Raw genomic sequence first — 22,030 nt, 5'->3', positions numbered from 1 at the left:
ATGATAAAAGATACGCCAACTTCTAACATAGTTATAGTTGATATGGCAAAATCATACTTTGTGTATCATCCAAACTATGAAAACATCACATCAACTTCACAAGAGAATCTAGCCGTTAGCAAAATTTTCTTAGATAGCCATGCTAAAGATCCTGATCACGGTTTTGAATACACATACAACGGTGAAGAAAAGATAGGCTCCTGTGAGACATATAAAGCTGCAAACTGGCTAGTGTGCTCGGTAAATTCACTAAGTGATTATCAACCTATACTTAATTCCGTGCTAGTTTCCCAGGTTATCTCATCTGTTTTATTTATAGTTTTCATCGTGGGTATTTTGATATTTGCCGTGACTTACTTCCTAAAACCTCTAGGCGATATCACAAATGGATTAAATTCGTTCTTTAGCTTCCTAAACTACGAGATCAAACAACCTGTTAGGATCAACATAAAAACCACAGACGAATTTGGCGTAATGGCGGATATGATAAACGGAAGTATCGCTAAAATTCAAGAAGCCGCAAACCAAGACAGTGTCACCCTAAACCAAGCCGTTGATACTGCAAAAATGATAGAAGACGGCAACCTAAAAGCAAGGATCACACAAAACCCTGCAAATCCAGGTATAGTAGAACTCAAAAATGTTTTAAACAAAATGCTTGCTACGCTTGAAGTAAAGGTCGGTAGTGATCTAAATGAGATACAAAAAGTTTTTGACAACTATAGAGGCTCAAATTTCACGGCTAAAATTCAAAATGCAAAGGGCGAGGTAGAAAAGGCGACAAATATTCTTGGTGAAGAGATAGCTAGTATGCTTAAATACAACCTTGAAAAAGCACAAATCCTTGAACAAAAGGCAGAGATCCTAGCAAGCTCTATGAAAGAGCTAACAAATGGAGCACACCTACAAGCAAACTCTTTACAAGAGAGTGCAGCAGCAGTTGAACAGATGAGTAGCTCTATGAGTGCAATATCTCAAAAGACACAAGATGTTATAAGACAAAGCGAAGAGATCAAAAATATCATAGTTATAATCCGTGATATAGCAGATCAAACAAATTTACTTGCACTTAATGCCGCTATAGAAGCTGCACGTGCAGGAGAGCATGGACGTGGATTTGCTGTTGTTGCTGATGAAGTAAGAAAGCTAGCAGAGAGAACTCAAAAATCTCTAGGTGAGATAGAAGCAAATACAAATGTATTAGCCCAATCAATCAATGAGATGAGTGAAAGCATAAGAGAGCAAAGTGAAGGTATAAATATGATAAACCAATCTGTTGCTCAAATAGATACTTTAACACAGCAAAATGTTAGTATCGTAAACACAACAAGCGAAGTGACACAAGAAGTAGACGTAATGGCAAAAATGATAGTCGAAGACGTCAAAAAAAGTAAATTTTAATCACTGCTAACCATCACAAATTCGCCCGGGCTAGAAAACGCCTTGCCCTGGCGAATTTACCTTTATAACTAAAAATAACACTTTTTTGTTAAAAACCGTTTACATCTTGTGTAAATTTGGGTCATTTTTATATATTATCTTTCCTTTATTTTATGCATATAAAGCTATTTTAGGGCTTTTTTTATTTTTCTGATAAATAAATTTCAAATTCAATTTTATATGTAAAATTTAATCATAATTTAAAAAGCATTAAGTAGCTAGAGAATATAATTTTATTGTTAATTCATAAAAAATACAAGGAGAAAAAATGACAGAACTACTACCAAAATACGGTCTTTATATAAATGGTGAGTGGCGTGACGCAAAAGATGGCGCAACTCTTGATAGCACAAACCCTGCAAACGGAGAATTTCTAGCTAAAATAGCAGACGCAACAGAAGATGACGTAAATGATGCGGTTAAAGCTGCTAGAGAGGCGTTTAATAAATTTAAACGTAGCACCGTAAATGAAAGAAGTGCTCTTTTAAATAAAATCGCCGATATAATTGATGCAAACAAAGAACACCTTGCTCGCGTGGAAACAATGGATAACGGTAAACCTATAAGAGAAACACTAAATGTTGACATCCCTTTTGCAGCTCAGCATTTTAGGTATTTTGCAGGTGTTATACAGGGAGAGGAGGGAAGTTCAAACGTTCTAAACGAACAGCAACTTTCTATAGTGCTTCGCGAACCTATCGGCGTTGTTGGACAAATAGTGCCTTGGAATTTTCCATTTTTAATGGCGGCTTGGAAGCTAGCTCCGGTTATTGCCGCGGGTGACGCAAGCGTATTTAAACCATCAAGCGAAACAAGCCTTAGTGTTCTTGAACTATTTAGACTAATAGGCGATATCTTACCAAAAGGTCTTGTAAACATAGTAACCGGTCGCGGAAGCAAATCCGGTGAGTGGATCAAAAATCACACCGGACTTGATAAACTAGCATTTACAGGCTCAACCGAGATAGGTCGCGATATCGCTATCGCAGCCGCACAACGCATAATCCCTGCCACGCTAGAGCTTGGCGGAAAGAGTGCAAATATCTTCTTTGCCGACGCAAATTTAGAAAAAGCGCTTGACGGACTTCAACTTGGCATACTCTTTAACCAAGGCCAAGTTTGCTGCGCGGGAAGTAGGATCTTTGTAGAAGAGAAATTCTATGATAAATTTATGGAAGCAGCGGTTAAGAAATTTGCAAATATCAAAGTCGGAGATCCGCTAGATCCTAACACTCAAATGGGTGCACAAGTAAACAAAAAACAAGCGGCTCAGATCCTTGAATACGTAAAGATCGGCAAAGACGAAGGTGCTACGGTAGCAGTAGGAGGCGAAGCATATAGTGCAAACGGTTGCGATAAAGGTGCATTTGTTAAGCCTACTCTACTTACCAATGTCACAAATGACATGCGTGTAGCTCAAGAGGAAATTTTCGGTCCTGTTGGCGTCGTGATAAAATTTAAAGACGAAGAAGAGCTTATCAAAATGGTAAATGATAGTGAGTATGGTCTTGGCGGAGGTATCTTCACTCAAGATATAACTAAAGCGCTTCGTGTCGCTAGACTAATGGAAACAGGTCGCGTATGGATAAATACATACAACCAAATCCCTGAAGGAAGTCCATTTGGCGGATATAAAAACTCAGGTATTGGTCGCGAAACACACAAGATAATCCTAGAACACTACACTCAAATGAAAAATATCATGATAGATCTTACAGGAAAACCAAGCGGCTTTTACGAGCAGTAACGTATAGGGCGAATTTTCGCCCTATCTTCTTTAAATTTTTAAACTCTCTTTGGTATAATTTGTACTTTTTAAGGACAAATATGCAAGAAAACATCTATGTCATCGGCGACGTTCACGGTTGCTATAAAACCCTACTTGCACTTATAGACAAATTTCCCAACGGACTAAATTCGCGTATTTGCTTTGTTGGAGACGTGATAGATAGAGGCGAAAATAGCGCCGAAGTCATAGAGCTTATTTTACAAAACGGCTATGACTGCGTCCTTGGCAACCACGAATTTAGGCTTCTTAAATTTAGCGATGAATTTTTAAAAGGCAAAGAGCTTTTAAATGAGCCTTGGTTTTATAAAAACGGTGGAGCACAGACCTTTGCTTCGTATCAAAACAAGCAAAAATTAAAAGAAAAACATCTTAAATTTATGCGTTCCTTACCAGTGTATATAGAGTATAAAAATTTAAAAACCTCGGATCAAAGAAAGCTTGTGGTGTCGCATTCTGCCGTAGGTAAAATGTGGAACAGTAGAAAAGATAAAAGCCTAAAAGATGATTTTAGAAAGCACGTCATATCAGGGCGTGACGATACTTTTGAAAATGCAAAAATTTTTAATGTCTACGGACATACTCCGCTTAAAGATCCTGATATAACAAATTTTAGTGCAAATATAGACCTTGGCTGTGTTTACAAGCAAGGAGCAAACCCGCGTCTTTGCGCGATCGAATTTCCAAGTATGAAAATTTTTACGCAAGAAAATATCGAAAGTTAGGCTAAATTTAAACTGTTTTTACTTCGTGGTTTTCATAAAATTTGATTATTCGCTTATGCACAGCGAGCGAGGCAAAAAGGATCACTCCTCCAACCACAAGGCGTAAAAGGTCAGTTTGCTTATACCAAAATAACAAATTTACAATGATAGCAGCGGGAATTAACGCGTTGTTCATGATAGCCAAAACTCCGCTATCAACCTGCGTTGCTCCTTTATTCCATAGATAATACCCAACTCCACTAGCCACGACACCTAGCCATATAAGAACGGCGCTTTGAGTTAAGTCAGGAGTTATACGGCTAAAATTTCCAAACACCAAAAACGCCAGCAACGTGACAAAAAACGCTCCAAAATGAAAATATCCAAAAATTCCTTTTTGCTCTATGGTGTTTTTCTCAAGTAAAATTTTATACGCACTCTGCCCTGCTCCAAAGCAAATATTTGCTCCTTGAACCAATAAAAATCCCGTTAAAAATCCATCATTTATAGCGCCGTATTTTATGATAAATGCTCCAAATACTGCAATGCCAACACTCACTAGATAAAGCTTTTTAAATTTACGGTTAAACGCATCATACACAAGCGTTACATAAAATGGTGTAAATATTGTAAAAAGGGCGACTTCGGGCACCGAAAGATACAAAAAAGAGTTATAGTAAAAAAGATACATTACGCCGATCTGCACGGCACCTATCGCCATGATACTTAATGCAAAACTAGGCTTAATCCCTCTAAATTTAGTAAATGGCAAAAACACCAACGCCGCAAGTGCTACTCTCACAAAAACACTAAAATAACTATCGATCTTGCCAGCTAAAAATTCACCTATAAGACTAAAACTAAACGCCCACAAAAAAGTTACAAAAACTAAATTTTTCAATCAAAAATCCTCTTTAAAATTTCATCACCAGCCTCGTAATAATACTCAAGGCAGAGCATTTGCATCTCATCATAATTTAATATAAAATTTATTCTATCATCAAAATTTTTGCCAAATAAATAAAAAAATTCACGATATTCCATCTTTCCTTCTGCGTATCTTTGAGTGATTGTTTTTAAATTTTTTTGGATATCAAGCTGTTTAATGGTGTCTATTTTTACCATTGCATCAAGTTTATTTATGCGTTTTTTGATGGCTTTTAGTTTAAGGATAATCCCATCCTCTTCTTCATTGGCGCTAAGTAAGGCAACTCTTTTTTCTTGTCTTTGTCTACTTAAACTTAATTCATTTGGGATATCCCATTTAAACTCGATCATGGGCTTATTAGCATCAAGATATTTATCAAATGCTTCAGAACCGCTCTTGTTTCCTATCTTTAGATCGTCTGCACTAAGATGCTGAAAGTCTTTTAAATAAACCTTTGGAGCAAAGCGACTCTTTTCTTGTTTTTCTTCCTCTTTTTTGATGATTTTTTCTTGCTTGATTGCATTTAATTTAAGCAAAGATGTTTTGTTGTCAAATTTAGGCATTATCACGCTTGAGCCGTGCTCAAAATTTATACTTGCGTCAGAAAGAAGGCTGATACGCGACAAAAGCTCATTTTGCCTAAACAAAAGCTCCTCAAGTGTCTCTTGACTGTTTTTTAAATTTAATCCAAGTGCCACAAACTCATCAAAGCCGATGTCATTAAACTCAAGCCAAAACGAAGCGTCTATGCTTAACTCTTTTAAAAGTTCCAGCCTTTCTTGCTCGATATTTATAAGCTCGGCTATAGCGATGGCGTTAAAATAAATTTTGCCTACTTGAAAGCTGATTAAATTTAAAAACTCATCATTTTTATAAAAATTATTTGCATTTTTGTATAGTAAAATTTTATTTGCCGCTTCTCTTTCTCCACCATCAAAAAGCAGATACTCTATCCTAGCAGTTATACCACCAGACCTTAACACAACATCTTTACTTAAGTCTTTAGAGAGCTTATAACGAGCATTTATATCAATATTTAGTAGCTTGTTTTTTGTATCTTCTTGGTTTATTTGGTTAAATTTAACATACTCTTCGAGTTTTGCACTTTGAGCCAAATTTATGATCTGAACTAAATTTCCTCCCCATGCAACACAGCTAAATAGTAAAAATATTAAAATTTTAGCACTCATGATAGCACCTCAAGCGGCAAAAACAGGTAACATTAGTGAAAACTTTTTACTAAGTTTCCAACCAATAAATTCCAGCCATCCACCAGAACAAATATCAAAAGCTTAAACGGCAAAGATATCATAACCGGAGGAAGCATCATCATACCCATGGCCATCAAAACCGAGCTTACAACCATATCGATAACAAGAAACGGTAGGTAGAGCAAAAATGCTATCTCGAATGCCGTCTTTAGCTCGCTTATCATAAAAGCAGACATCGCAATGCTCAGAGGTATATCATCTATATTTGAAGGGTTTTGCAGATCTCTTATCCTAAAAAATAGTGCTAGATCCTTTTCCCTTGTATTTTTTACCATAAAGTCTTTAAAAGGCTTAACGGAGTTTGTAAACGCCTCTTCATATCCTATCTGTTCGGCAAGATAAGGCTTAATGCCATTTTCATAGCCTTGTTTTGCAACCGGCTCCATTATAAAAAATGTAAGCACCATAGCAAGAGAGATAAGTATGGTTGAAGGTGGAACTTGCTGTGTTCCCATTGCTTGACGAAGAAATGAAAAGACAATAATAAGCCGCAAAAAGCTCGTCATCATAAATATCAAAGACGGAGCAAGAGTTAGCACCGTCAAGAATATCATGACATTTAAAGAATTTACAAGTTGTTGCGGGCTACTTGGAGCACTTAGACTTAAATTTATAGTAGGCACGACAGGATCGGCACCAAAACCTACGCAGAAAAATACAAGTAAAACAAATAACGCTCTCACGCTCTATTGTCCCGCATCAAGTATGCTTTTTTTAGTTCTTTCTTTCTCTTTTTTATCAAGCGAAACGAAATGAATTTCCACCCTATTGTTTTTGGCGCGACCTTGCTCGCTATCATTACTAGCAAACGGATTATAAGAAGCCCTTGCTGAGGCTATTAACTTTTTAGCATCAACTCCGTTATTTATAAGCTCTTGCGCAACCGTTATAGCTCTAGCAGAAGAAAGCTGCCAGTTGTCTTTATAGATAGAGTCGATATCTGGTTTTTGATCATCCGTATGTCCTATGATATTTGTATTTACCTCACTAGGAAGTTTAGCTATAACCATTGAAATTCGCTTTAAAAACAGCCTTGCATCGTCATTTTCTATCTGTGCTTTACCTTTTGAGAAGAGCAAACTAGCAGGAAGTCTTAGTATAAACCCATCCTCAGCCTCTTCCACACTTACTTCAGGTGATCCGCTGGCGGTTAAAAGCTGGTTTATCGCGCTAGCTGTTTTCATGATCTCGTTTTCTGATTTTAACTTTGCCCTGGTTTCTCTAGTGCTAGTTTCTAAACTCATCTCTTGCTCTTTTTGCACTTGCGGACGAGAACCACCTTCAAGCACGCTAAGCGCACCGGCCAATGAGCCTATGGCATTTTCAAATTTTTTCGCATCCATTGTTGCCATAGAAAGAAGCAAAACGAAAAAACACAGCAGTAGCGACATAAGATCACCAAAGGTTGCAAGCCAACCGGGCATACATTTAGGACAGTCGCTAGGTTTTATTAACTTTGCCATTTTTTACTCAAACTGACTTTTTCTATCTTTTGGAGGCAAGAATGCTAGCAGTTTTGCCTCAAGCGTCCTTGGGTTGTCTCCCGACTGTATCGCCATGATACCCTCTAAAACCATCTGTTTTTCAAGTGTCTCATCCGCATCACGTATAGACAAGATATTGGCAACCGGTGCTCCAATGATGTTTCCTATCATCGCTCCATAAAGAGTTGTTAAGAGAGCAACCGCCATTGATGGACCGATCGCCGAAGGATCTGACATATTTAAAAGCATCGCAACAAGTCCGATTAGCGTTCCTATCATACCCATAGATCCCGAAAATCCACCGACTTGATCAAAAATTTTGATATTTGCGCTATGTCTTGACGAGGACTGATCGATGTCTATCTCCAAAAGTGCGCGTATAGTATCAGGCTCTGTGCCGTCAACCGCCATTGAAAGTCCTTTTTTCATAAAAAGATTTGTTTCGTTATTTACATCGGTTTCAAGCGCTAAGATACCGTCACGTCTAGCCTTAGTAGAGTAATCAACAAGTTTTTTTATAGTTTCGCTAAGATTTATCTGTTGAGGCTTTACGGCTATACCGTAAAATTTGCCGACACTTTTAAGTGTTTCCATTTTAAAGCCGACCATCATTACACCGATGGTTCCGCCAAAAACAATCATAATAGACGGTATATCTATGTAAGGCCCTATCCCTACGCCTATCGCCATAGCTCCAAAAAGTAAAACAAGAGTTAAAACCCAACCGACAACGGTTCCTAAATCCATAGTCTTCTCGCTTAAAAAATTTAATAAACTTCATATTTTACTTAAATTTCATTGAAGTTATATTAAATTCAAAATTTTATTTGTCTTTTTTTGATACAATCGCGTTTAAATTTTAAATCACCAAGGCTTAAAATGAATAATATTTCGATAATTATACTTGCCGCAGGGCTTGGAACAAGAATGAAATCAACAACTCCTAAAGTTATGTTTAAACTAAGCGGAGTTAGCATGATAAGGCATGTTTTAAAACAAGCTTATGAGATAACAAATGATGTTCACGTCGTGCTTTATCACCAAAAAGAACTTATACAAGAGCATATTTTATCAGAATTTAAAGACACGCAAATTCACATTCAAGATCTTGCAAATTTCCCAGGCACTGCAGGTGCTTTAAAGGGCATAAAATTTAAGGGCGAAAAAGTTTTAATCACATGCGGAGATATGCCTTTAGTTAGCGCACAAGAGCTAAAAAGCCTTTGCGATAAAGATGCGGATATAACGATGTCAAGCTTTGTTTGCAAAGATCCATTCGGCTATGGCCGTGTGATAGAAAAAGACAGCAAAGTAACAGGCATAGTAGAACAAAAAGATGCAAGCGAAGAAGAGCGTAAAATAAACCGCGTAAATGCCGGTTGCTACTGCTTTAAACGCGAAGTCTTAGAAGAAATTTTACCTCTTATCAATAACCAAAACTCGCAAAAAGAGTATTATCTAACTGACGCTATAAAAATTGCAAATCAAAAAAATCTAAGCTGTGTAGCTGTTGATGTTTGCGAGCAAAATTTCATGGGCATAAATGACAAATTTCAACTAAGCATAGCTGAGAATATCATGCAAGATAACATCAAAAAAGAGTGGATGAAATTTGGCATAAATATGCGCTTACCACAAACTATATTTGTAGACGCAAGAGCTGTTTTTAAAGGCGAATGCGTTGTTGAAGAAAACGTAAGCATACTTGGCGAATGCTTGATAGAAGAAAGCATTATAAAAAGCTCAAGCGTGATAGAAGAAAGCATTATAAAAAGCTCAGACATCGGACCTTTGGCTCACATACGGCCAAAAAGCAAGATATCAGGCACTCATATCGGAAATTTTGTCGAGGTAAAAAAGGGCGTATTAAACGGTGTTAAAGCCGGGCATTTAAGTTACCTGGGAGACTGCGAGATAGATAACGGAACAAATATCGGATGTGGAACTATAACTTGCAACTATGACGGCAAGGCAAAGCATAAAACCGTGATCGGCAAAAACGTCTTTATAGGATCCGACTCGCAACTAGTAGCCCCTGTAAACATAGGCGATGATGTCTTGATAGCAGCAGGAAGCACCGTAACTTCGGACGTGCCAAGCGGTGCATTAGCGATAAGTCGTGGCAAGCAGATCAACAAAGAGGGCTTTTTCTATAAATTTTTTGGTAAAAAAGATGCTTAAGGGTAAAAAAATTTTATTGGTAGTTTGCGGTAGTATTTCATTTTATAAATCATACGAAATTCTCTCGCGCCTTAGAAAATTAGGCGCGGATGTTAGAGTAATGTTAAGCGATGGGGCGCTTGAATTTTGCAATGAGAGTGGATTTGAAGCACTTTGTGATCATAAAATTTTAAGCTCTCGAACACAGGATTGGCAGGAGGGTTTAAGCCACATAAACTACGCAAAAACCGACCTTATCTTGATTGCTCCATGCTCGGTAAACACCATAAATAAGCTAGCAAGTGGGGTTTGCGATAACGTCTTTATGCAAACTTTAATCGCCTCAAAAGCCCCGCTTTTGATAGCCCCTGCCGCAAATCACAACATGCTAGAGCATTTTTCTACATGTAAAAATTTAGAATTTTTAGCTCAAAACGGCGCACAAATCATCGAGCCGGTCGTTAAAACTCTAGCTTGCGGAGATGTCGGCAAGGGCGGCTTGGCAGACATTGAAACAATACTTTATCATGTCAAACGATCATTTTGCAAGCAAATTTTTAAAGAAAAAAAGGTTCTCATCACAGGTGGCGCAACCACTGAAAAGATAGACGAAGTAAGGGCTATCACAAATTTTTCAAGCGGCAAAATGGCAAAAGCCTTAGCGGATGCGTTTTTTTATGCAGGTGCGGATGTAAGCTTGCTTACTAGCGTTAAAACACAAGACGTGCCTTATAAAGTAAGAAATTTCACAAGCTCAAACGAGCTTTTAGGACTTTTAAAAGATGAGTGCAAAGACACCAACCTACTCATAATGTGTGCTGCGATTAGCGACTACATAAGCGAGGAAAAATTTGACGGCAAGCTTAAAAAAAACAAACTTGGAAAAAATTGGTCGCTAAAATTAACCGAAAATATCGATATATTAAACGAATTAAAAGACTTTAAATGTCGCAAAATCGGCTTTAAACTAGAAACCGATGTAAGCATTGCGGTAGATAGCGCCAAAAAAATGCTAGAACAAAAAGGACTTGATGCCGTTTGCCTAAACGTCTTAAGGGAAGAAAATAAATTTGGTAGCGACCAAAACGAAATCAGCTTTATAACAAAAAATGAAACCATAAATTTACAACTTGCTTCAAAAGAAGCTATAGCGACAAAAATAGTAAATTTATCAAATGAATTAAGATAAATGATAAGTAAAATAGGCAAAATTCAAAAGATAGCTAACGCGCAAAATGTAGCGCCTATCGCGTTAAACACATCGCTTCCTATTAGCCTAAAAGTATCTGAAAAGATCGGCTTTAATAGATATATATTGAAATTTGCAAATAGAAATTTAAATACAAAAAGTGCTAAACAACTTGATATCGGCGCTAATTACTGGGCTGAGATAGAGAGCAACAACGAAAATATACTTATAAAAAATATGTTTAAAAAGCCTGAAATTTTAAATTTTGGCATACTGCCGCAAGGTCTTAATCTAATCGAACGCGTTATAAAAGAAAATGACTTGGCGTGGTTTTACGAGCATATTTGCGACTCGCTGATGAATGCAAAAGATAAAGAGTCTTTTAAAATTTATACCGATATGTTTTTAGCCTTGCAAGAAAAGATAGTCCATATACCATTTTTATACAATGAAATTTATGGGATTTTTCAATTTAAAAAAGGACAAAAAGAGAGCGCATTTTATCTTGCTTTTTCAAATTTTGCGCCGATTTTATTTAGACTTGATGAAAAAGGTATTGTGTCGATAAGCACGCCGTTTAAAAAAGTAGCAAATTTACTAAACTATGAATTTAGCTGTAAGATAGAAACCTGCCAAATTTCACCGCTGTGGGATAAAAGCGGTAAGATAATAGACATAAAAGGATGATTTTGAACAACTTAAACCACCTAGCTATCATCATGGACGGCAATGGACGCTGGGCTAAAAAGAGAAATTTCTTACGTCAAAAAGGTCATGAAGTCGGAGCAAATGTTGTTGAGCAAATTTGCGAATTTTGCACCGATCAAGATATAAAAATCCTAAGCCTTTATGCTTTTAGTACAGAAAACTGGAAACGGCCAAAGCGTGAGGTCGAATTTTTAATGGATCTGCTTAAAAAATTTCTAATATCAAAACGAGAAAATTTTATAAAAAACGGTATAAAATTTACAACCATAGGTGATATCAGCGTCTTTAGCAACGAGCTAAAAGACGAGATAAATTTACTTAAAAGCCTAACGCATGACAATACGAAACTAAAACTCAACCTAGCCATAAACTACGGTGCAAAAGATGAAATTTTACGCGCTTTTAAGCGTGTTAGTGAGCTAAAACTTGAACTAAACGAGCAAAATTTACAAAACTGCCTTGATGAGAGCGAGTGTATCGACTTGCTTGTCAGAACGGGTGGAGAGCAAAGACTTTCAAATTTCATGCTCTGGCAAGCAAGCTACGCAGAACTTGCCTTTAGCGATACTTTGTGGCCTGACTTCACAAAAGATGAGTTAGCAAAGATAGTTGAAAATTTCAAATACAAAAATAGACGTTTTGGCGGGCTTTGATGTTTGAAATTTACGCTATAGTGTTTGCTGTTTTTGGGCTTTGCATGGGATCATTTGCAAATGTTTTGATATATCGTTTGCCACGACAAAAAAGTATAAATTTTCCGCCATCTTCTTGCCCAAAATGCGATCACAAGCTAAAGTTTTATCATAACATACCTGTTTTTTCATGGTTTTTTTTACGTGCCAAATGCGCCTTTTGCAACTCAAAGATAAGCCCTATCTATCCGCTGATAGAAATTTGTTCATGCGCGCTCATGCTTGTTAGTTTTTTTGGAGAGTGCGTTGATTTTATAGACGTACAAAGCTTATTTAGAGCCTTTGCTTTAGGTGTTTGCCTTATACTGCTTTTAGCACTTAGTTTGATTGATCTTGAGTTTAAGGCAGTTCCCGACTCTTTACTTTTTAGCGCATTAGGATTTGCCCTACTTTTTGCAGCAAGTGAAGTTTTTTGCGAATTTGACTTTAGTTTGATTATAAATTCGATATGCTTAGCTATAGTTTTTTGGCTTCTTAGATTTATTTTAAGTGCAACCATGAAAAGAGAAGCGATGGGAAGTGCCGATATATTTATCGCCGCTATCATAGGTGCGATCTTGCCGTTAAATTTGACATTACTAGCCATTTATACGGCTGCGGTTTTAACACTACCGGCTTATTTGATAATTAGAAAAAAAGACTACGAGCTTGCCTTTGTGCCATTTTTAAGCCTTGGGCTTGTTTTGGTTTATATCTTTAAAGAAGAATACATAAATTTTATAGGTTTTTTATATGAATAGAGTAAATAAATATCTTTTACACAACTTTCTTGGCACATTTGCCTCGTTATTTTCAACACTGTTTCTTATCATGTCCATTGTCTTTTTTATACAAATAGCGCGCGTAACGTCATATATCGAGATAACGTTTGGCGAGTTGATCAAGCTTTATCTTTTCATGCTACCTAAGGTTCTTTTGTTTGTCGTGCCGATAGCATTTTTCGTATCTCTTGCCATGACTTTATTTCGCCTTTCAAAAGAAAATGAAAGTATTGTTATCTTTACCCTTGGAAGTTCACCAAACTCGATAGCTAAATTTTTCTTATCTTTTGCGGCTTTACTAAGCGGTGCTTTAATGCTTTTGGCACTCGTGATGATACCCATCGCCGCAGAGCTAAACTCAAATTTTGTTGATTATAAAAAAACGGTAGCCAAACTAAATTTAAAACCAAATCAATTTGGGCAAAAATTCTCCGAATGGATGGTATACATCGGCACTCAAGACAGCGATGAAAATGGCACTATATACAAAGATATAGTTATGTATAACCCAAAAGTTCAAGACTCTGAGCGCATAATCATCGCCGATAATGCCAAATTCTCAAACACACAATCAGGCGTAGAGCTGTCGTTAAATAACGGTAAAATTTATGATATGAGAGATAGTCTTTACAACCAAAGCAACTTTAAATACATGAAAATACGCACCACTCAAAGCGAAAGCACAAGCAAAGTCGGCAATATAAAAGAGTACTGGCTTGAAGCAAAAACAAATAATAAACGCAAAAAAGATCTATGCACTTATGTCCTAGTTGCACTCTTTCCGCTTGCAACCACACTTTTTGCCATTAGTTTTGGTATAGTTACGTATAGATATGAAAAGGGCGCGGTTTATCTTGGCTCATTTGGCGTCTTGTTTGGGTATTTTGCACTTATCATGCTACTTGCATCACGCCCGATAACTGCAATACCTGTGGTGTTTTTAAGCTTTATGCTTAGCGGAATTTTACTTTATCAAACCAAAATCGCACGAAGATACTAATGAAAATTTGGTTTATCTTTTCTTACGACGGTTCTAAATTTCAAGGCTCACAGACACAACCACATGAAAACGGAGTAGAAGACGCTCTTGCTAGAGCCTTGGCTCATGTTGGAATTTTTAACAAAATCACCTCTAGTTCTCGCACCGACAAGGGTGTTCATGCAAATAATCAAAGCGCTTGTGTGGAGTGCGGCGAACATTTTAAAGACTTAAACCGCCTAAAAGATCTAATCAATCGTCACGCCCACCCACACATACATATAAAACGCATCATGCGCGCAAACGAAGAATTTCATCCAAGATACGATGCAAAAGCTCGGCTCTATCGCTATATCATCAGTCATGATGAATTTAGTGTTTTTAGAAGCGATTATGAGGTTTTTTTGCCGGAATTTGATATAAAAACAGCCAATGAGTTGCTTAAAAATTTTATAGGAGAGCACGACTTTAGCATGTTTATGAAAACAGGGAGTGATACAAAAAGTCCGGTTCGTACTATAACTAAGGCATTTTGCTATAGATATAAAAATAAAAGCGTGATAGTTTTTAAAGCAAACGGCTTTTTACGAGGGCAGGTGCGCTTAATGGTTGCAACCGTTTTAAAGGGTTTAAAATTTAATAACGCCGGCAGGCTTATATGCACCCAGCTACAAAATAAAGCTCCGTTTACTCGCATCCCTGCGCCGGCACAAGGGCTTTATTTGCATAGAGTTTTTTACTAGGCTATATTTTTTACTTCAAGCTCACTATTTATCAAGCTCTCATCATCATTAAACTCAAAACTAACGTCATTTGCACCAAAGCTCTTTGCGATAGCCTCAAGAGTGTCGCGTGCGGATTTATGAATTTTGCCTTGAAGTTGCGTGATAAGCCTTACACTCATCTTCTCAACCTCTCCTCTAGCCTCTTCGATAAGACGGTTTTTATCCTCTTCTCTAAAGCTACTTCCAAAAAAACCATTTAACGAATCAGGCAACAAAAACGGTATAAATTTACCGTTTTTTTCATCATAAAATTTCATATTTGCGATTGAGAATTTATATCTACAAGGTGGCATTTTTACTTTATAGTTTGAGTTTGAAATTTGAACTATCTCAAGCTTTGGACTTGTTAGGTCGTATATGAAGTTTATCTCAAATTCAAATATCATCGAAAGCTTTTTCTCACTAACAAGCCACCTTAAATACTCTTTGCCAAAATTCCCAAACGCATGATCTGTTTTTGTTACGATCTCTTTGCTATAAACCTGAAAAACAGACAACTCACCGATACTTTTTATCTGCTCGATATCCGTCACAACAGAAATTTCACTGTTTTTCTTTTGAAATTTCCTAAGCTCTCTGCTTAGCCTATAGACTGCAAAAATCAAAAACGCAGACAGTATCACAAGTATCAAATTTAGATATTCGCCCATTTTAATTCCTTGTATTTTTGGCAAATTTTAGCGTATTATTATAAACCTTAGAAAATTTGCTTAAAATCAAACCCGGAATCCCTCAAACTCTTAGCCACCACCTCTTGATGATCTTTGCCTTTTGTTTCAAGTGTTATAATGATACTTGCATCGCCGTATTCAAGCTCTGTGGAGAAGCGGTCGTAGTCGATCTTAACTATGTTTGCATTTGCGGTTTTAAGTGCGTCAGTTAGCATTAAAAGTGCTCCCGGTTTGTCTATAAGTGTTACTTGTATTATCATTTTACGAGCTGATTTGATAAGGCCCTTTTCAATAATAATAGATAGCATTTGCACGTCGATGTTTCCACCACTTAACACTATACCGATTTTAGCGTCTTTTTTATGTTTTATCTTACCGTGCATTAGTGCTGCTACACCTGCTGCTCCAGCGCCTTCAACTACGATCTTTTGTCTTTCAAGCAAGAACAAAATCGCCGTTGCGATCTCTTCATCATCAACTTGCACAAATTCATCCACACACTCAAGGATGTTTGTAAGAGTTATCTCACTCGCATCTCTTACTGCGATACCATCGGCTATGGTTCTTACTGATTTTGAGTTTATACTTTTTTTAGCATTAAAGCTTTGCCACATCGCAGGAGCGCCTTTTGCACCTACGCAAACTACTTTTATATTTGGATTTACTTGTTTTACACAGCTTGCAACACCGCTAGCAAGTCCGCCACCACCAACAGGTATCACAACCATATCAAGATCGCTCATCTCATCAAGCATCTCAAGCGCCACCGTGCCTTGTCCTGCCATAACATACTCATCGTCAAACGGGTGTATGAAAGTCATACCCTGCTCTTTTGCATATGTGACAGCAAATTCATAGGCTTCGTCGAAGTTATTTCCTTTTAAAATAACCTCAGCGCCAAGATCTCTTGTACCTCCGACTTTTAGAAGAGGGGTTGATTCAGGCATAATAATAACCGCACGAACGCCAAATTCACGTGCGCTTATGGCTACGCCCTGAGCATGGTTGCCTGCACTTGCAGCAACGACACCTTTTTTGCGCTCGTTTTCGCTTAAATTTGCGATTTTATTATAAGCGCCACGAATTTTATAAGCACCTGTTCGTTGCAAATTTTCTTCTTTTAAGTAAATTTTAGCACCCGAAACATCACTTAGTCTTTGTGAGAACGCAAACGGAGTTTTGTTTACAAAGTGTCCGATTGTGATTTTTGCTTGGATTATTTTATTTAAAGATACCATTTTCTAGCCTTTCTAATTCTATTTTTATACATTTGTTCTGGATAAATTTTATACCATTCGCATATGCTCTAGCTTTGGCGTTTTCGTTGGTTATGCCAAGTTGAAGCCAGAGAGTTTTTACTCCTTTTCTTATAACCTCATCTATTAAAATATCCGCATATTCGCCTTTTCTAAACATAACAATAATGTCTATATTTTCGTTTATATCGCTTAAATTTCTATATACCTTTTGTCCTAAAATTTCATCTTCTTTTGGATATATAGGAAAAATTTTAAAACCTTTTTTTATAAGAAATTTAGCAACCATATTACTTGCCTTACTCTTGTCGGGGCTTAAGCCAACTACCGCGATATTTTGTATGTTATGCAAAATTTCATCCATTTTTCTTCCTTAACAAAACTCCGCACTCCACATGATGAGTGTGCGCAAACTGATCAAAAACAGCAAATTTTACGACTTCGTGAGTTTGTGAAATTTGTATTAAATTTTCATACAAACTATCCGGATTGCAAGATATATATATGATATTTTCATAATTTTTAATAAAATTTATAACACTTGGCTCAAGTCCTGCGCGAGGCGGATCGACAAGTATATGAGAGAAGTCATACTCGTGTAAATTTATATCTTTTAAGCGATTAAATTCGCGCTCGTTTTTAAAGGCACTTATAAGCTCATTGGCTGAAAGTCTTAGAAATTTTATGTTTTTAGTATCATTTATATCACAGTTTTTAAGAGCATAAAATATCGAGCTTTTGCTGATTTCTGTGGCTAAAACGTTTTTAAAATTCTCACTAAGAGGGATGGTAAAATTTCCATGTCCGCAGTAAAGTTCAAGCAGATCTTTCCCGCCTTTTGCTAAATTTATTTTAGCCCAAGTGATCATTTTTTCATTTACAGCCTTGTTTGGCTGGATAAAAGCATTTTCACTAAGATGAAATTTATAAATCCTACCGTCTATCTTAAGCTCGTCTATTAAATTTAACTCATGGCTTAAAATTTTTTGCCCTCTTGATCTAGCGATGATGGTTATATCTAACTTATTTGCCAAATTTACTATATGTTCCAAAAAAGTGGCTTCAAGCTTTTTGTGATATAGCAAAGTTACCAATACTCCGCTGCTACATGAGATAAACTCAACACCAAACAGACGGTGCTTTAACTTAGCGTCGCTCTCAAGTTCATTAAGCAATATCGACATCAAAGAGACGATCTGCTCGCAAACCTTTGGACATTCGCGCACAAAAATTCTCTCGCCTTTATTTTTTGAGTGCATCGTGTAGTAAATTTTATCCGCTTCATGCCATATACCAAACTCGGCCCTTATGCGGTAGTTTTTCTCATTTGAGGCAAAAAATTCAAACTCTTTATCGTAAAATTCGCTAAATTTAGAGCTAATAGCATTTAGCTTGAAAGCCTTTTGCTCTTCATAACTTCCCTCAAGAGTGCAACTACCGCACTCTTTAAAATGACAACACTGCAACTAGATTTCCACCTTTTTACCAACAAACCTAACAAGAGCCCAAGTAGCTAAAAATCCAAGCGGAAGAACAACCCAAATGCTTGCTCCAAGCGCCGTAGGTAGATATCCGACAAATATAGCAACAGCACCCACACTTAGCGCATAGATGATCTGAGTGCTTACGTGATCTATGTGATTACAACCTGCCCCCATAGAAGAAAGTATGGTTGTATCTGATATCGGTGAACAGTGATCGCCAAAGATAGCGCCCGTAAGAACGGCTGAGATATTAACTATCATATAAGCATGCAACGCATCGCCATCAAGTCCGTAGTTTAGACCAACTGCATTTGCTAGCGGTATAGCAAGAGGCATTAAAATGCCCATCGTGCCGTAGCTAGTTCCCGTAGAAAACGATATAAAAGAACCAAGTATAAATATAGCCACAGGTAAAATAAATTTAGGCGTAGTTTGACTTAGCATATCAACTAAATACCTAGATGTACCAAGCTCCTTAATAACAGAACTAAGACTCCATGCAAGAAGCAAAATCACGATGGTGATTATCATAGTTTTCCAACCTTTTACCCAAACACCTATCGCCTCTTTTACATCAAAAATTTTACGCCAAACACCCATAGTAATAGCAACTATACTAGCAAAAAGTGCCGACTGAAACAGTGCCACTGAAGCATCGGCGGCTCCAAATGTCTCTCTAAATGTCATAAATGAAAAAGGACTTGCCAAAGCTGCTTCAAGAGCTTCACCTTCAAGTGATTTTAATCCACTAAAATAAAAACTTATAAACGCACCTATAATAAGCACAAGCAAAGGCACAACGGCATTTGAAACCTGAAGTTTTACACCATCTTTTGGCTCAAGAGTTTTATCCTCTATATCTTGTATCGTGGTTTTACCAGAGTGTAGCTCCCCGCGCCTTGCTCTTTGTTCGGCAAGTAGCATAGGACCATACTCGCGTTGCATAACTGCGGTGCATACTATAAAAAATAGCATGAATAAATTATAAAAACGATAAGGGATGGTCTCTATAAAAACGCCGTAAGAGTTGATATTTTCAACACCAACCAAGCCATAACCGTCTTTAATAAGTGAAATTTCAAGTCCAACCCAAGTTGAGATTATGGCGATACCTGCGATAGGAGCTGCGGTAGCATCTATGATAAATGCCAACTTCTCACGGCTTAATTTAAATTTATCGGTTATAGGGCGCATGATGGGACCAACGATTAGGGCGTTAGCATAATCATCAAAAAATACAAAAATTCCCATTAACCAAGTTGAAATTTGAGCAGAAACTCCGGTCTTTGCCTTCTTACTAAGCCAAAGCGCAACAGCTTTAGTACCGCCCATTTTTGTTATAAGAGCAACAACACCGCCTATACAAAGAACTTGAAGCATAATGCCTGCATTCCAACTGTCAGCCATCGAGCCTACAACACGCTCGACTATACCAGTAAAGCCCTTGATAAACGACATAAAAACATTTTCATTTATGATGTTAATCAAAAACGTTCCACTAAAAACACCTATAAAAAGCGACAAAATAACATCTTTTGTTATAAACGCAAGAGCTATCGCAACAACGGGAGGTATCAACGTCCAGATGCCAAAAATTTTAGCATTTGTCGCAGAATCGGCAAATGCTATGATCGGCAAAAAGACCGTCAAAATAAAAAATGAAATTTTACTCATTCAACTTTTCCTTTATTAAAATTTATCTTTTTCTATATGTAGTCCCGCCCATGTCTGTGCTGTAGCCATTGCTTCTACGATGTTGATATTAACGTGTTTTGGCATATTTAGACAGTTTAATAGAATTTGAGCTATATCCTGCGGTTTTATGGCTGCAACGCCTTCGTATACTTTATTTGCTCTTTCTACGTCGCCCTTAAATCTAACCTCACTAAATTCAGTCTTACAAAGTCCGGGAGCGATCTCTGTCACTCTTATCCCAAGCCCTCTAAGGTCATTTCTCATGTTGCGACTAAATTGCTTTACAAATGCCTTACTTGCACCATAAACATGGCTTCCCGGATACGGCCAAGCACCAGCTGTAGAACCGATATTAAAGACATAACCGCTTTTTCGAGCTTTCATTATCGGCAAAACCGCTTTTGTAGAGTATAGAAGTCCTTTGATGTTTGTATCTACCATCGTTTCAAGATCCTCTACGTCAGCCTCTACGATACCATCAAGACCTAGAGCAAGACCTGCGTTGTTTACAAGTACTTCTATGTCTTGAAATTCTTTTGGTAAATTTTTAACACCTTCAAATATCGCCTCTTTATCTCTTACGTCAGCTACTATTATATGGGTATTTCCAAGCTCGCTTGCAAGTTTTTCCAGTCTATCTTTACGTCTTGCTAAAGCTATGATCTTATATCCTTCGCGCGATAAAGTGCGAGCTATCTCCTCGCCAAATCCCGAAGTTGCACCGGTAATAAAAGCTGTTGCATTCATGTCTATCTCCTTATTTTATTTTTGGTTCTAATTTTAAGTCTTGCAGAAATTTTATGTTTTGCTCATTTGCGTTTATGATAGCATAGTCCATTGCGTTAAAACCAAGCTCGTCAACCGCGTAAATATCTGCTCCGTGTTTTATTAAAAGCTCTAAAATTTCGACATTCGCATGTGAAGCTGCGTGCATAAAAACGGACCTTAAAGTATGCTCAAGCGCACACGTGTTATTATAAAAATTTTCATCGCCTAAATTTAAAATCGCATTTTTGGTATTTTGATCTATATAAAAGTCATTTGCATTTGCACCGTTTTCAAGCAGAAATTTTGTTAAAGCCACATCCCCAAACTGCACCGCGTAAAAAAGCACACTCTTGCCAAATATATTTTTGTGATTGACATCAGCACCGTTTTTTAACAAAAATTCTACATTTTTTAAATTTTTAAGAGCATAAAAAAGTGCGGTTTCATCGCCGAAATTTATATCTGCTCCGCGTTTTAAAATTTGCTCTAAAACAGAAATTTCACGCTCATACAAAAGCGCGGTATTTAACATATTAGAAAGCTCAAAAGCGCTGAAACTTTTGGAGTAAAGCATAGATGAAATTTGCTCATAGCCTACTGTTTTATCGATGATCATCTTTTGCTCTGGAGTGATATCAAATTTAACCTTATGCTCGCTACCTACCGCAAAAGTCAAAAAGGCATTTACAACACTAGTCGCATAATACGCCGCACTACCAAAGTCTTGACCTCTTTGTTCGTAGTATTTTACAAGCGGGGTTTGAGCCTCATTATATAGCTTTAAAAATTCTCTTCGTTTTAAAAAATTATAAAGTGACTGAGTGCCCCAATATCGAAAATACACCATTTGAGCGTCTTTTTGCTCTTCAGACTCATTTGGAGTTTTAAGGCTTTTGGCATAAATTTCAGGAGCAAAGCTAGCCTCAAGCAAAAGCCATTTGAATTTATTTAAATTTTCTTCGTATACACTATCGCCGACGCAGCTTCTATTTTCGCCGCGAATTTTTTTAGCAACCTCAAAAAGAGCGTTTACGTGCTCTAAATTTAAGAGCGAGCCATCGCAATAAAATATTGCATCGTTGATAAGAGAATACTTTTGAGACTTGGTTTTAAAAAATTCTTTTGGATTTTTAAGCTCTTCGCAACCAAATTCCAAAGCATAAAGAAGAATCGGAGCAAACACCAATAAAAACAACAAAAATAATCTTTTCACCAATCCTCCTAAATTTATTTATTTTAACAAATTTAAACGATAATATCGCTTATTTA

22 protein-coding genes are annotated in these 22,030 nt (G+C 37.0%); 10 read left to right on the top strand and 12 right to left on the bottom strand.

Annotated features, from left to right (window positions below; genetic code table 11):
* The 3 genes from CCAL_RS04040 (at position 1) to CCAL_RS04030 (ending at position 3,951) form a co-directional block, all read left to right on the top strand.
* Entirely contained in the window at positions 1-1,401 is a 1,401-nt protein-coding gene (locus CCAL_RS04040) for a methyl-accepting chemotaxis protein (RefSeq protein ID WP_394346913.1), read from the top strand.
* Between the two features lie 307 nt (positions 1,402-1,708).
* Positions 1,709-3,187 carry an aldehyde dehydrogenase family protein gene (locus CCAL_RS04035; RefSeq protein ID WP_169938882.1) on the top strand — a complete coding sequence of 493 codons (1,479 nt, stop codon included), beginning with the start codon at positions 1,709-1,711 and terminating at the stop codon, positions 3,185-3,187.
* 80 nt (positions 3,188-3,267) lie between these two features.
* A complete protein-coding gene (locus CCAL_RS04030; protein ID WP_170017262.1) occupies positions 3,268-3,951 on the top strand; it encodes a metallophosphoesterase in 684 nt (227 codons plus the stop codon).
* A gap of 7 nt (positions 3,952-3,958) precedes the next feature.
* Here CCAL_RS04030 and CCAL_RS04025 read toward each other — a convergent pair whose 3' ends face one another.
* Genes CCAL_RS04025 through CCAL_RS04005 form a run of 5 tightly spaced genes read right to left on the bottom strand, consistent with a single transcriptional unit; the run spans position 3,959 to position 8,360 of the window.
* Positions 3,959-4,831 carry a DMT family transporter gene (locus tag CCAL_RS04025; protein ID WP_169938878.1) on the bottom strand — a complete coding sequence of 291 codons (873 nt, stop codon included), beginning with the start codon at positions 4,829-4,831 and terminating at the stop codon, positions 3,959-3,961.
* Positions 4,828-6,048: a hypothetical protein gene (locus CCAL_RS04020; protein WP_170017260.1), complete on the bottom strand. Its 1,221-nt coding sequence runs from the start codon at positions 6,046-6,048 to the stop codon at positions 4,828-4,830. Before CCAL_RS04020 ends, CCAL_RS04025 begins: the two co-directional genes overlap by 4 nt.
* A 32-nt stretch (positions 6,049-6,080) precedes the next feature.
* Complete coding sequence (gene fliP, locus CCAL_RS04015) at positions 6,081-6,812, bottom strand: flagellar type III secretion system pore protein FliP (RefSeq protein WP_172285060.1); 732 nt, start codon at positions 6,810-6,812, stop codon at positions 6,081-6,083.
* Positions 6,813-6,815: 3 nt separating this feature from the next.
* Positions 6,816-7,592 (bottom strand): flagellar motor protein MotB, encoded by a 777-nt coding sequence (locus tag CCAL_RS04010; protein ID WP_170017181.1) that lies wholly within the window; start codon positions 7,590-7,592, stop codon positions 6,816-6,818.
* A 3-nt stretch (positions 7,593-7,595) separates the two neighbouring features.
* Positions 7,596-8,360, bottom strand: a complete 765-nt coding sequence (locus CCAL_RS04005; protein WP_169972534.1) for a motility protein A — start codon at positions 8,358-8,360, stop codon at positions 7,596-7,598.
* A gap of 132 nt (positions 8,361-8,492) precedes the next feature.
* On the opposite strand from CCAL_RS04005, the gene glmU reads away from it, so the two are divergent.
* From glmU to truA, 7 genes are read left to right on the top strand one after another with little or no spacing between them, the layout of a single operon-like run.
* A complete protein-coding gene (gene glmU, locus CCAL_RS04000; protein ID WP_169938690.1) occupies positions 8,493-9,794 on the top strand; it encodes a bifunctional UDP-N-acetylglucosamine diphosphorylase/glucosamine-1-phosphate N-acetyltransferase GlmU in 1,302 nt (433 codons plus the stop codon).
* The gene (coaBC, locus tag CCAL_RS03995) at positions 9,787-10,962 is read left to right on the top strand and encodes a bifunctional phosphopantothenoylcysteine decarboxylase/phosphopantothenate--cysteine ligase CoaBC (RefSeq protein WP_170017183.1); all 1,176 of its coding nucleotides are present in this window, start codon (positions 9,787-9,789) and stop codon (positions 10,960-10,962) included. Before glmU ends, coaBC begins: the two co-directional genes overlap by 8 nt.
* Positions 10,963-11,649, top strand: a complete 687-nt coding sequence (locus CCAL_RS03990; protein WP_169938693.1) for a hypothetical protein — start codon at positions 10,963-10,965, stop codon at positions 11,647-11,649.
* 2 nt (positions 11,650-11,651) lie between these two features.
* Complete coding sequence (gene uppS, locus CCAL_RS03985) at positions 11,652-12,323, top strand: polyprenyl diphosphate synthase (protein ID WP_170017185.1); 672 nt, start codon at positions 11,652-11,654, stop codon at positions 12,321-12,323.
* Entirely contained in the window at positions 12,323-13,102 is a 780-nt protein-coding gene (locus tag CCAL_RS03980; RefSeq protein WP_170017187.1) for a prepilin peptidase, read from the top strand. Before uppS ends, CCAL_RS03980 begins: the two co-directional genes overlap by 1 nt.
* Positions 13,095-14,123 carry an LptF/LptG family permease gene (locus tag CCAL_RS03975; protein ID WP_169972530.1) on the top strand — a complete coding sequence of 343 codons (1,029 nt, stop codon included), beginning with the start codon at positions 13,095-13,097 and terminating at the stop codon, positions 14,121-14,123. Before CCAL_RS03980 ends, CCAL_RS03975 begins: the two co-directional genes overlap by 8 nt.
* Positions 14,123-14,845, top strand: coding sequence for a tRNA pseudouridine(38-40) synthase TruA (truA, locus tag CCAL_RS03970; protein WP_170017189.1), 723 nt, complete (start codon positions 14,123-14,125; stop codon positions 14,843-14,845). Before CCAL_RS03975 ends, truA begins: the two co-directional genes overlap by 1 nt.
* On the opposite strand, the gene CCAL_RS03965 is transcribed toward truA, so the two are convergent.
* The 7 genes from CCAL_RS03965 to CCAL_RS03935 are packed head-to-tail and all read right to left on the bottom strand — an operon-like array spanning position 14,842 to position 21,974.
* Complete coding sequence (locus CCAL_RS03965) at positions 14,842-15,537, bottom strand: DUF4230 domain-containing protein (protein ID WP_170000536.1); 696 nt, start codon at positions 15,535-15,537, stop codon at positions 14,842-14,844. The genes truA and CCAL_RS03965 overlap by 4 nt on opposite strands.
* 47 nt (positions 15,538-15,584) lie before the next feature.
* A complete protein-coding gene (gene ilvA / locus CCAL_RS03960; RefSeq protein WP_170017191.1) occupies positions 15,585-16,796 on the bottom strand; it encodes a threonine ammonia-lyase in 1,212 nt (403 codons plus the stop codon).
* Positions 16,780-17,178, bottom strand: coding sequence for a CoA-binding protein (locus CCAL_RS03955; RefSeq protein ID WP_170017193.1), 399 nt, complete (start codon positions 17,176-17,178; stop codon positions 16,780-16,782). Before CCAL_RS03955 ends, ilvA begins: the two co-directional genes overlap by 17 nt.
* Complete coding sequence (gene trmA / locus CCAL_RS03950) at positions 17,171-18,280, bottom strand: tRNA (uridine(54)-C5)-methyltransferase TrmA (RefSeq protein ID WP_170017195.1); 1,110 nt, start codon at positions 18,278-18,280, stop codon at positions 17,171-17,173. The genes CCAL_RS03955 and trmA overlap by 8 nt, the downstream gene beginning before the upstream one ends.
* On the bottom strand, positions 18,281-19,972 hold the full coding sequence (locus CCAL_RS03945) for a Na+/H+ antiporter NhaC family protein (protein WP_170017197.1): 1,692 nt from the start codon (positions 19,970-19,972) through the stop codon (positions 18,281-18,283). It lies immediately after the preceding gene.
* A gap of 15 nt (positions 19,973-19,987) precedes the next feature.
* Entirely contained in the window at positions 19,988-20,740 is a 753-nt protein-coding gene (locus CCAL_RS03940) for an SDR family NAD(P)-dependent oxidoreductase (protein ID WP_170017199.1), read from the bottom strand.
* 10 nt (positions 20,741-20,750) lie between these two features.
* Positions 20,751-21,974, bottom strand: coding sequence for an ankyrin repeat domain-containing protein (locus CCAL_RS03935; protein ID WP_170017201.1), 1,224 nt, complete (start codon positions 21,972-21,974; stop codon positions 20,751-20,753).
* Between the last annotated feature and the right edge of the window lie 56 nt (positions 21,975-22,030).

Origin of the sequence: Campylobacter sp. RM6914, from assembly GCF_004803835.1 — a bacterium.
Lineage (GTDB): Bacteria > Campylobacterota > Campylobacteria > Campylobacterales > Campylobacteraceae > Campylobacter_A > Campylobacter_A californiensis.
Note: the sequence above shows the minus strand (reverse complement) of the source record. Positions and strands in the feature narration are given on the sequence as shown.

What these genes read in the sequence shown, in the direction of transcription:
- CCAL_RS04035 (WP_169938882.1), top strand. Translation starts at nt 1,709, where the DNA reads ATGACAGAACTACTACCAAAATACGGTCTTTATATAAATGGTGAGTGG.
- CCAL_RS03975 (WP_169972530.1), top strand. Translation starts at nt 13,095, where the DNA reads ATGAATAGAGTAAATAAATATCTTTTACACAACTTTCTTGGCACATTT.
- CCAL_RS03955 (WP_170017193.1), bottom strand. Translation starts at nt 17,178, where the DNA reads ATGGATGAAATTTTGCATAACATACAAAATATCGCGGTAGTTGGCTTA.
- CCAL_RS03980 (WP_170017187.1), top strand. Translation starts at nt 12,323, where the DNA reads ATGTTTGAAATTTACGCTATAGTGTTTGCTGTTTTTGGGCTTTGCATG.
- CCAL_RS03945 (WP_170017197.1), bottom strand. Translation starts at nt 19,972, where the DNA reads ATGAGTAAAATTTCATTTTTTATTTTGACGGTCTTTTTGCCGATCATA.
- coaBC (WP_170017183.1), top strand. Translation starts at nt 9,787, where the DNA reads ATGCTTAAGGGTAAAAAAATTTTATTGGTAGTTTGCGGTAGTATTTCA.
- CCAL_RS03965 (WP_170000536.1), bottom strand. Translation starts at nt 15,537, where the DNA reads ATGGGCGAATATCTAAATTTGATACTTGTGATACTGTCTGCGTTTTTG.
- CCAL_RS04040 (WP_394346913.1), top strand. Translation starts at nt 1, where the DNA reads ATGATAAAAGATACGCCAACTTCTAACATAGTTATAGTTGATATGGCA.
- ilvA (WP_170017191.1), bottom strand. Translation starts at nt 16,796, where the DNA reads ATGGTATCTTTAAATAAAATAATCCAAGCAAAAATCACAATCGGACAC.
- CCAL_RS03990 (WP_169938693.1), top strand. Translation starts at nt 10,963, where the DNA reads ATGATAAGTAAAATAGGCAAAATTCAAAAGATAGCTAACGCGCAAAAT.
- CCAL_RS04030 (WP_170017262.1), top strand. Translation starts at nt 3,268, where the DNA reads ATGCAAGAAAACATCTATGTCATCGGCGACGTTCACGGTTGCTATAAA.
- CCAL_RS04020 (WP_170017260.1), bottom strand. Translation starts at nt 6,048, where the DNA reads ATGAGTGCTAAAATTTTAATATTTTTACTATTTAGCTGTGTTGCATGG.
- CCAL_RS04010 (WP_170017181.1), bottom strand. Translation starts at nt 7,592, where the DNA reads ATGGCAAAGTTAATAAAACCTAGCGACTGTCCTAAATGTATGCCCGGT.
- truA (WP_170017189.1), top strand. Translation starts at nt 14,123, where the DNA reads ATGAAAATTTGGTTTATCTTTTCTTACGACGGTTCTAAATTTCAAGGC.
- glmU (WP_169938690.1), top strand. Translation starts at nt 8,493, where the DNA reads ATGAATAATATTTCGATAATTATACTTGCCGCAGGGCTTGGAACAAGA.
- CCAL_RS04005 (WP_169972534.1), bottom strand. Translation starts at nt 8,360, where the DNA reads ATGGATTTAGGAACCGTTGTCGGTTGGGTTTTAACTCTTGTTTTACTT.
- CCAL_RS03940 (WP_170017199.1), bottom strand. Translation starts at nt 20,740, where the DNA reads ATGAATGCAACAGCTTTTATTACCGGTGCAACTTCGGGATTTGGCGAG.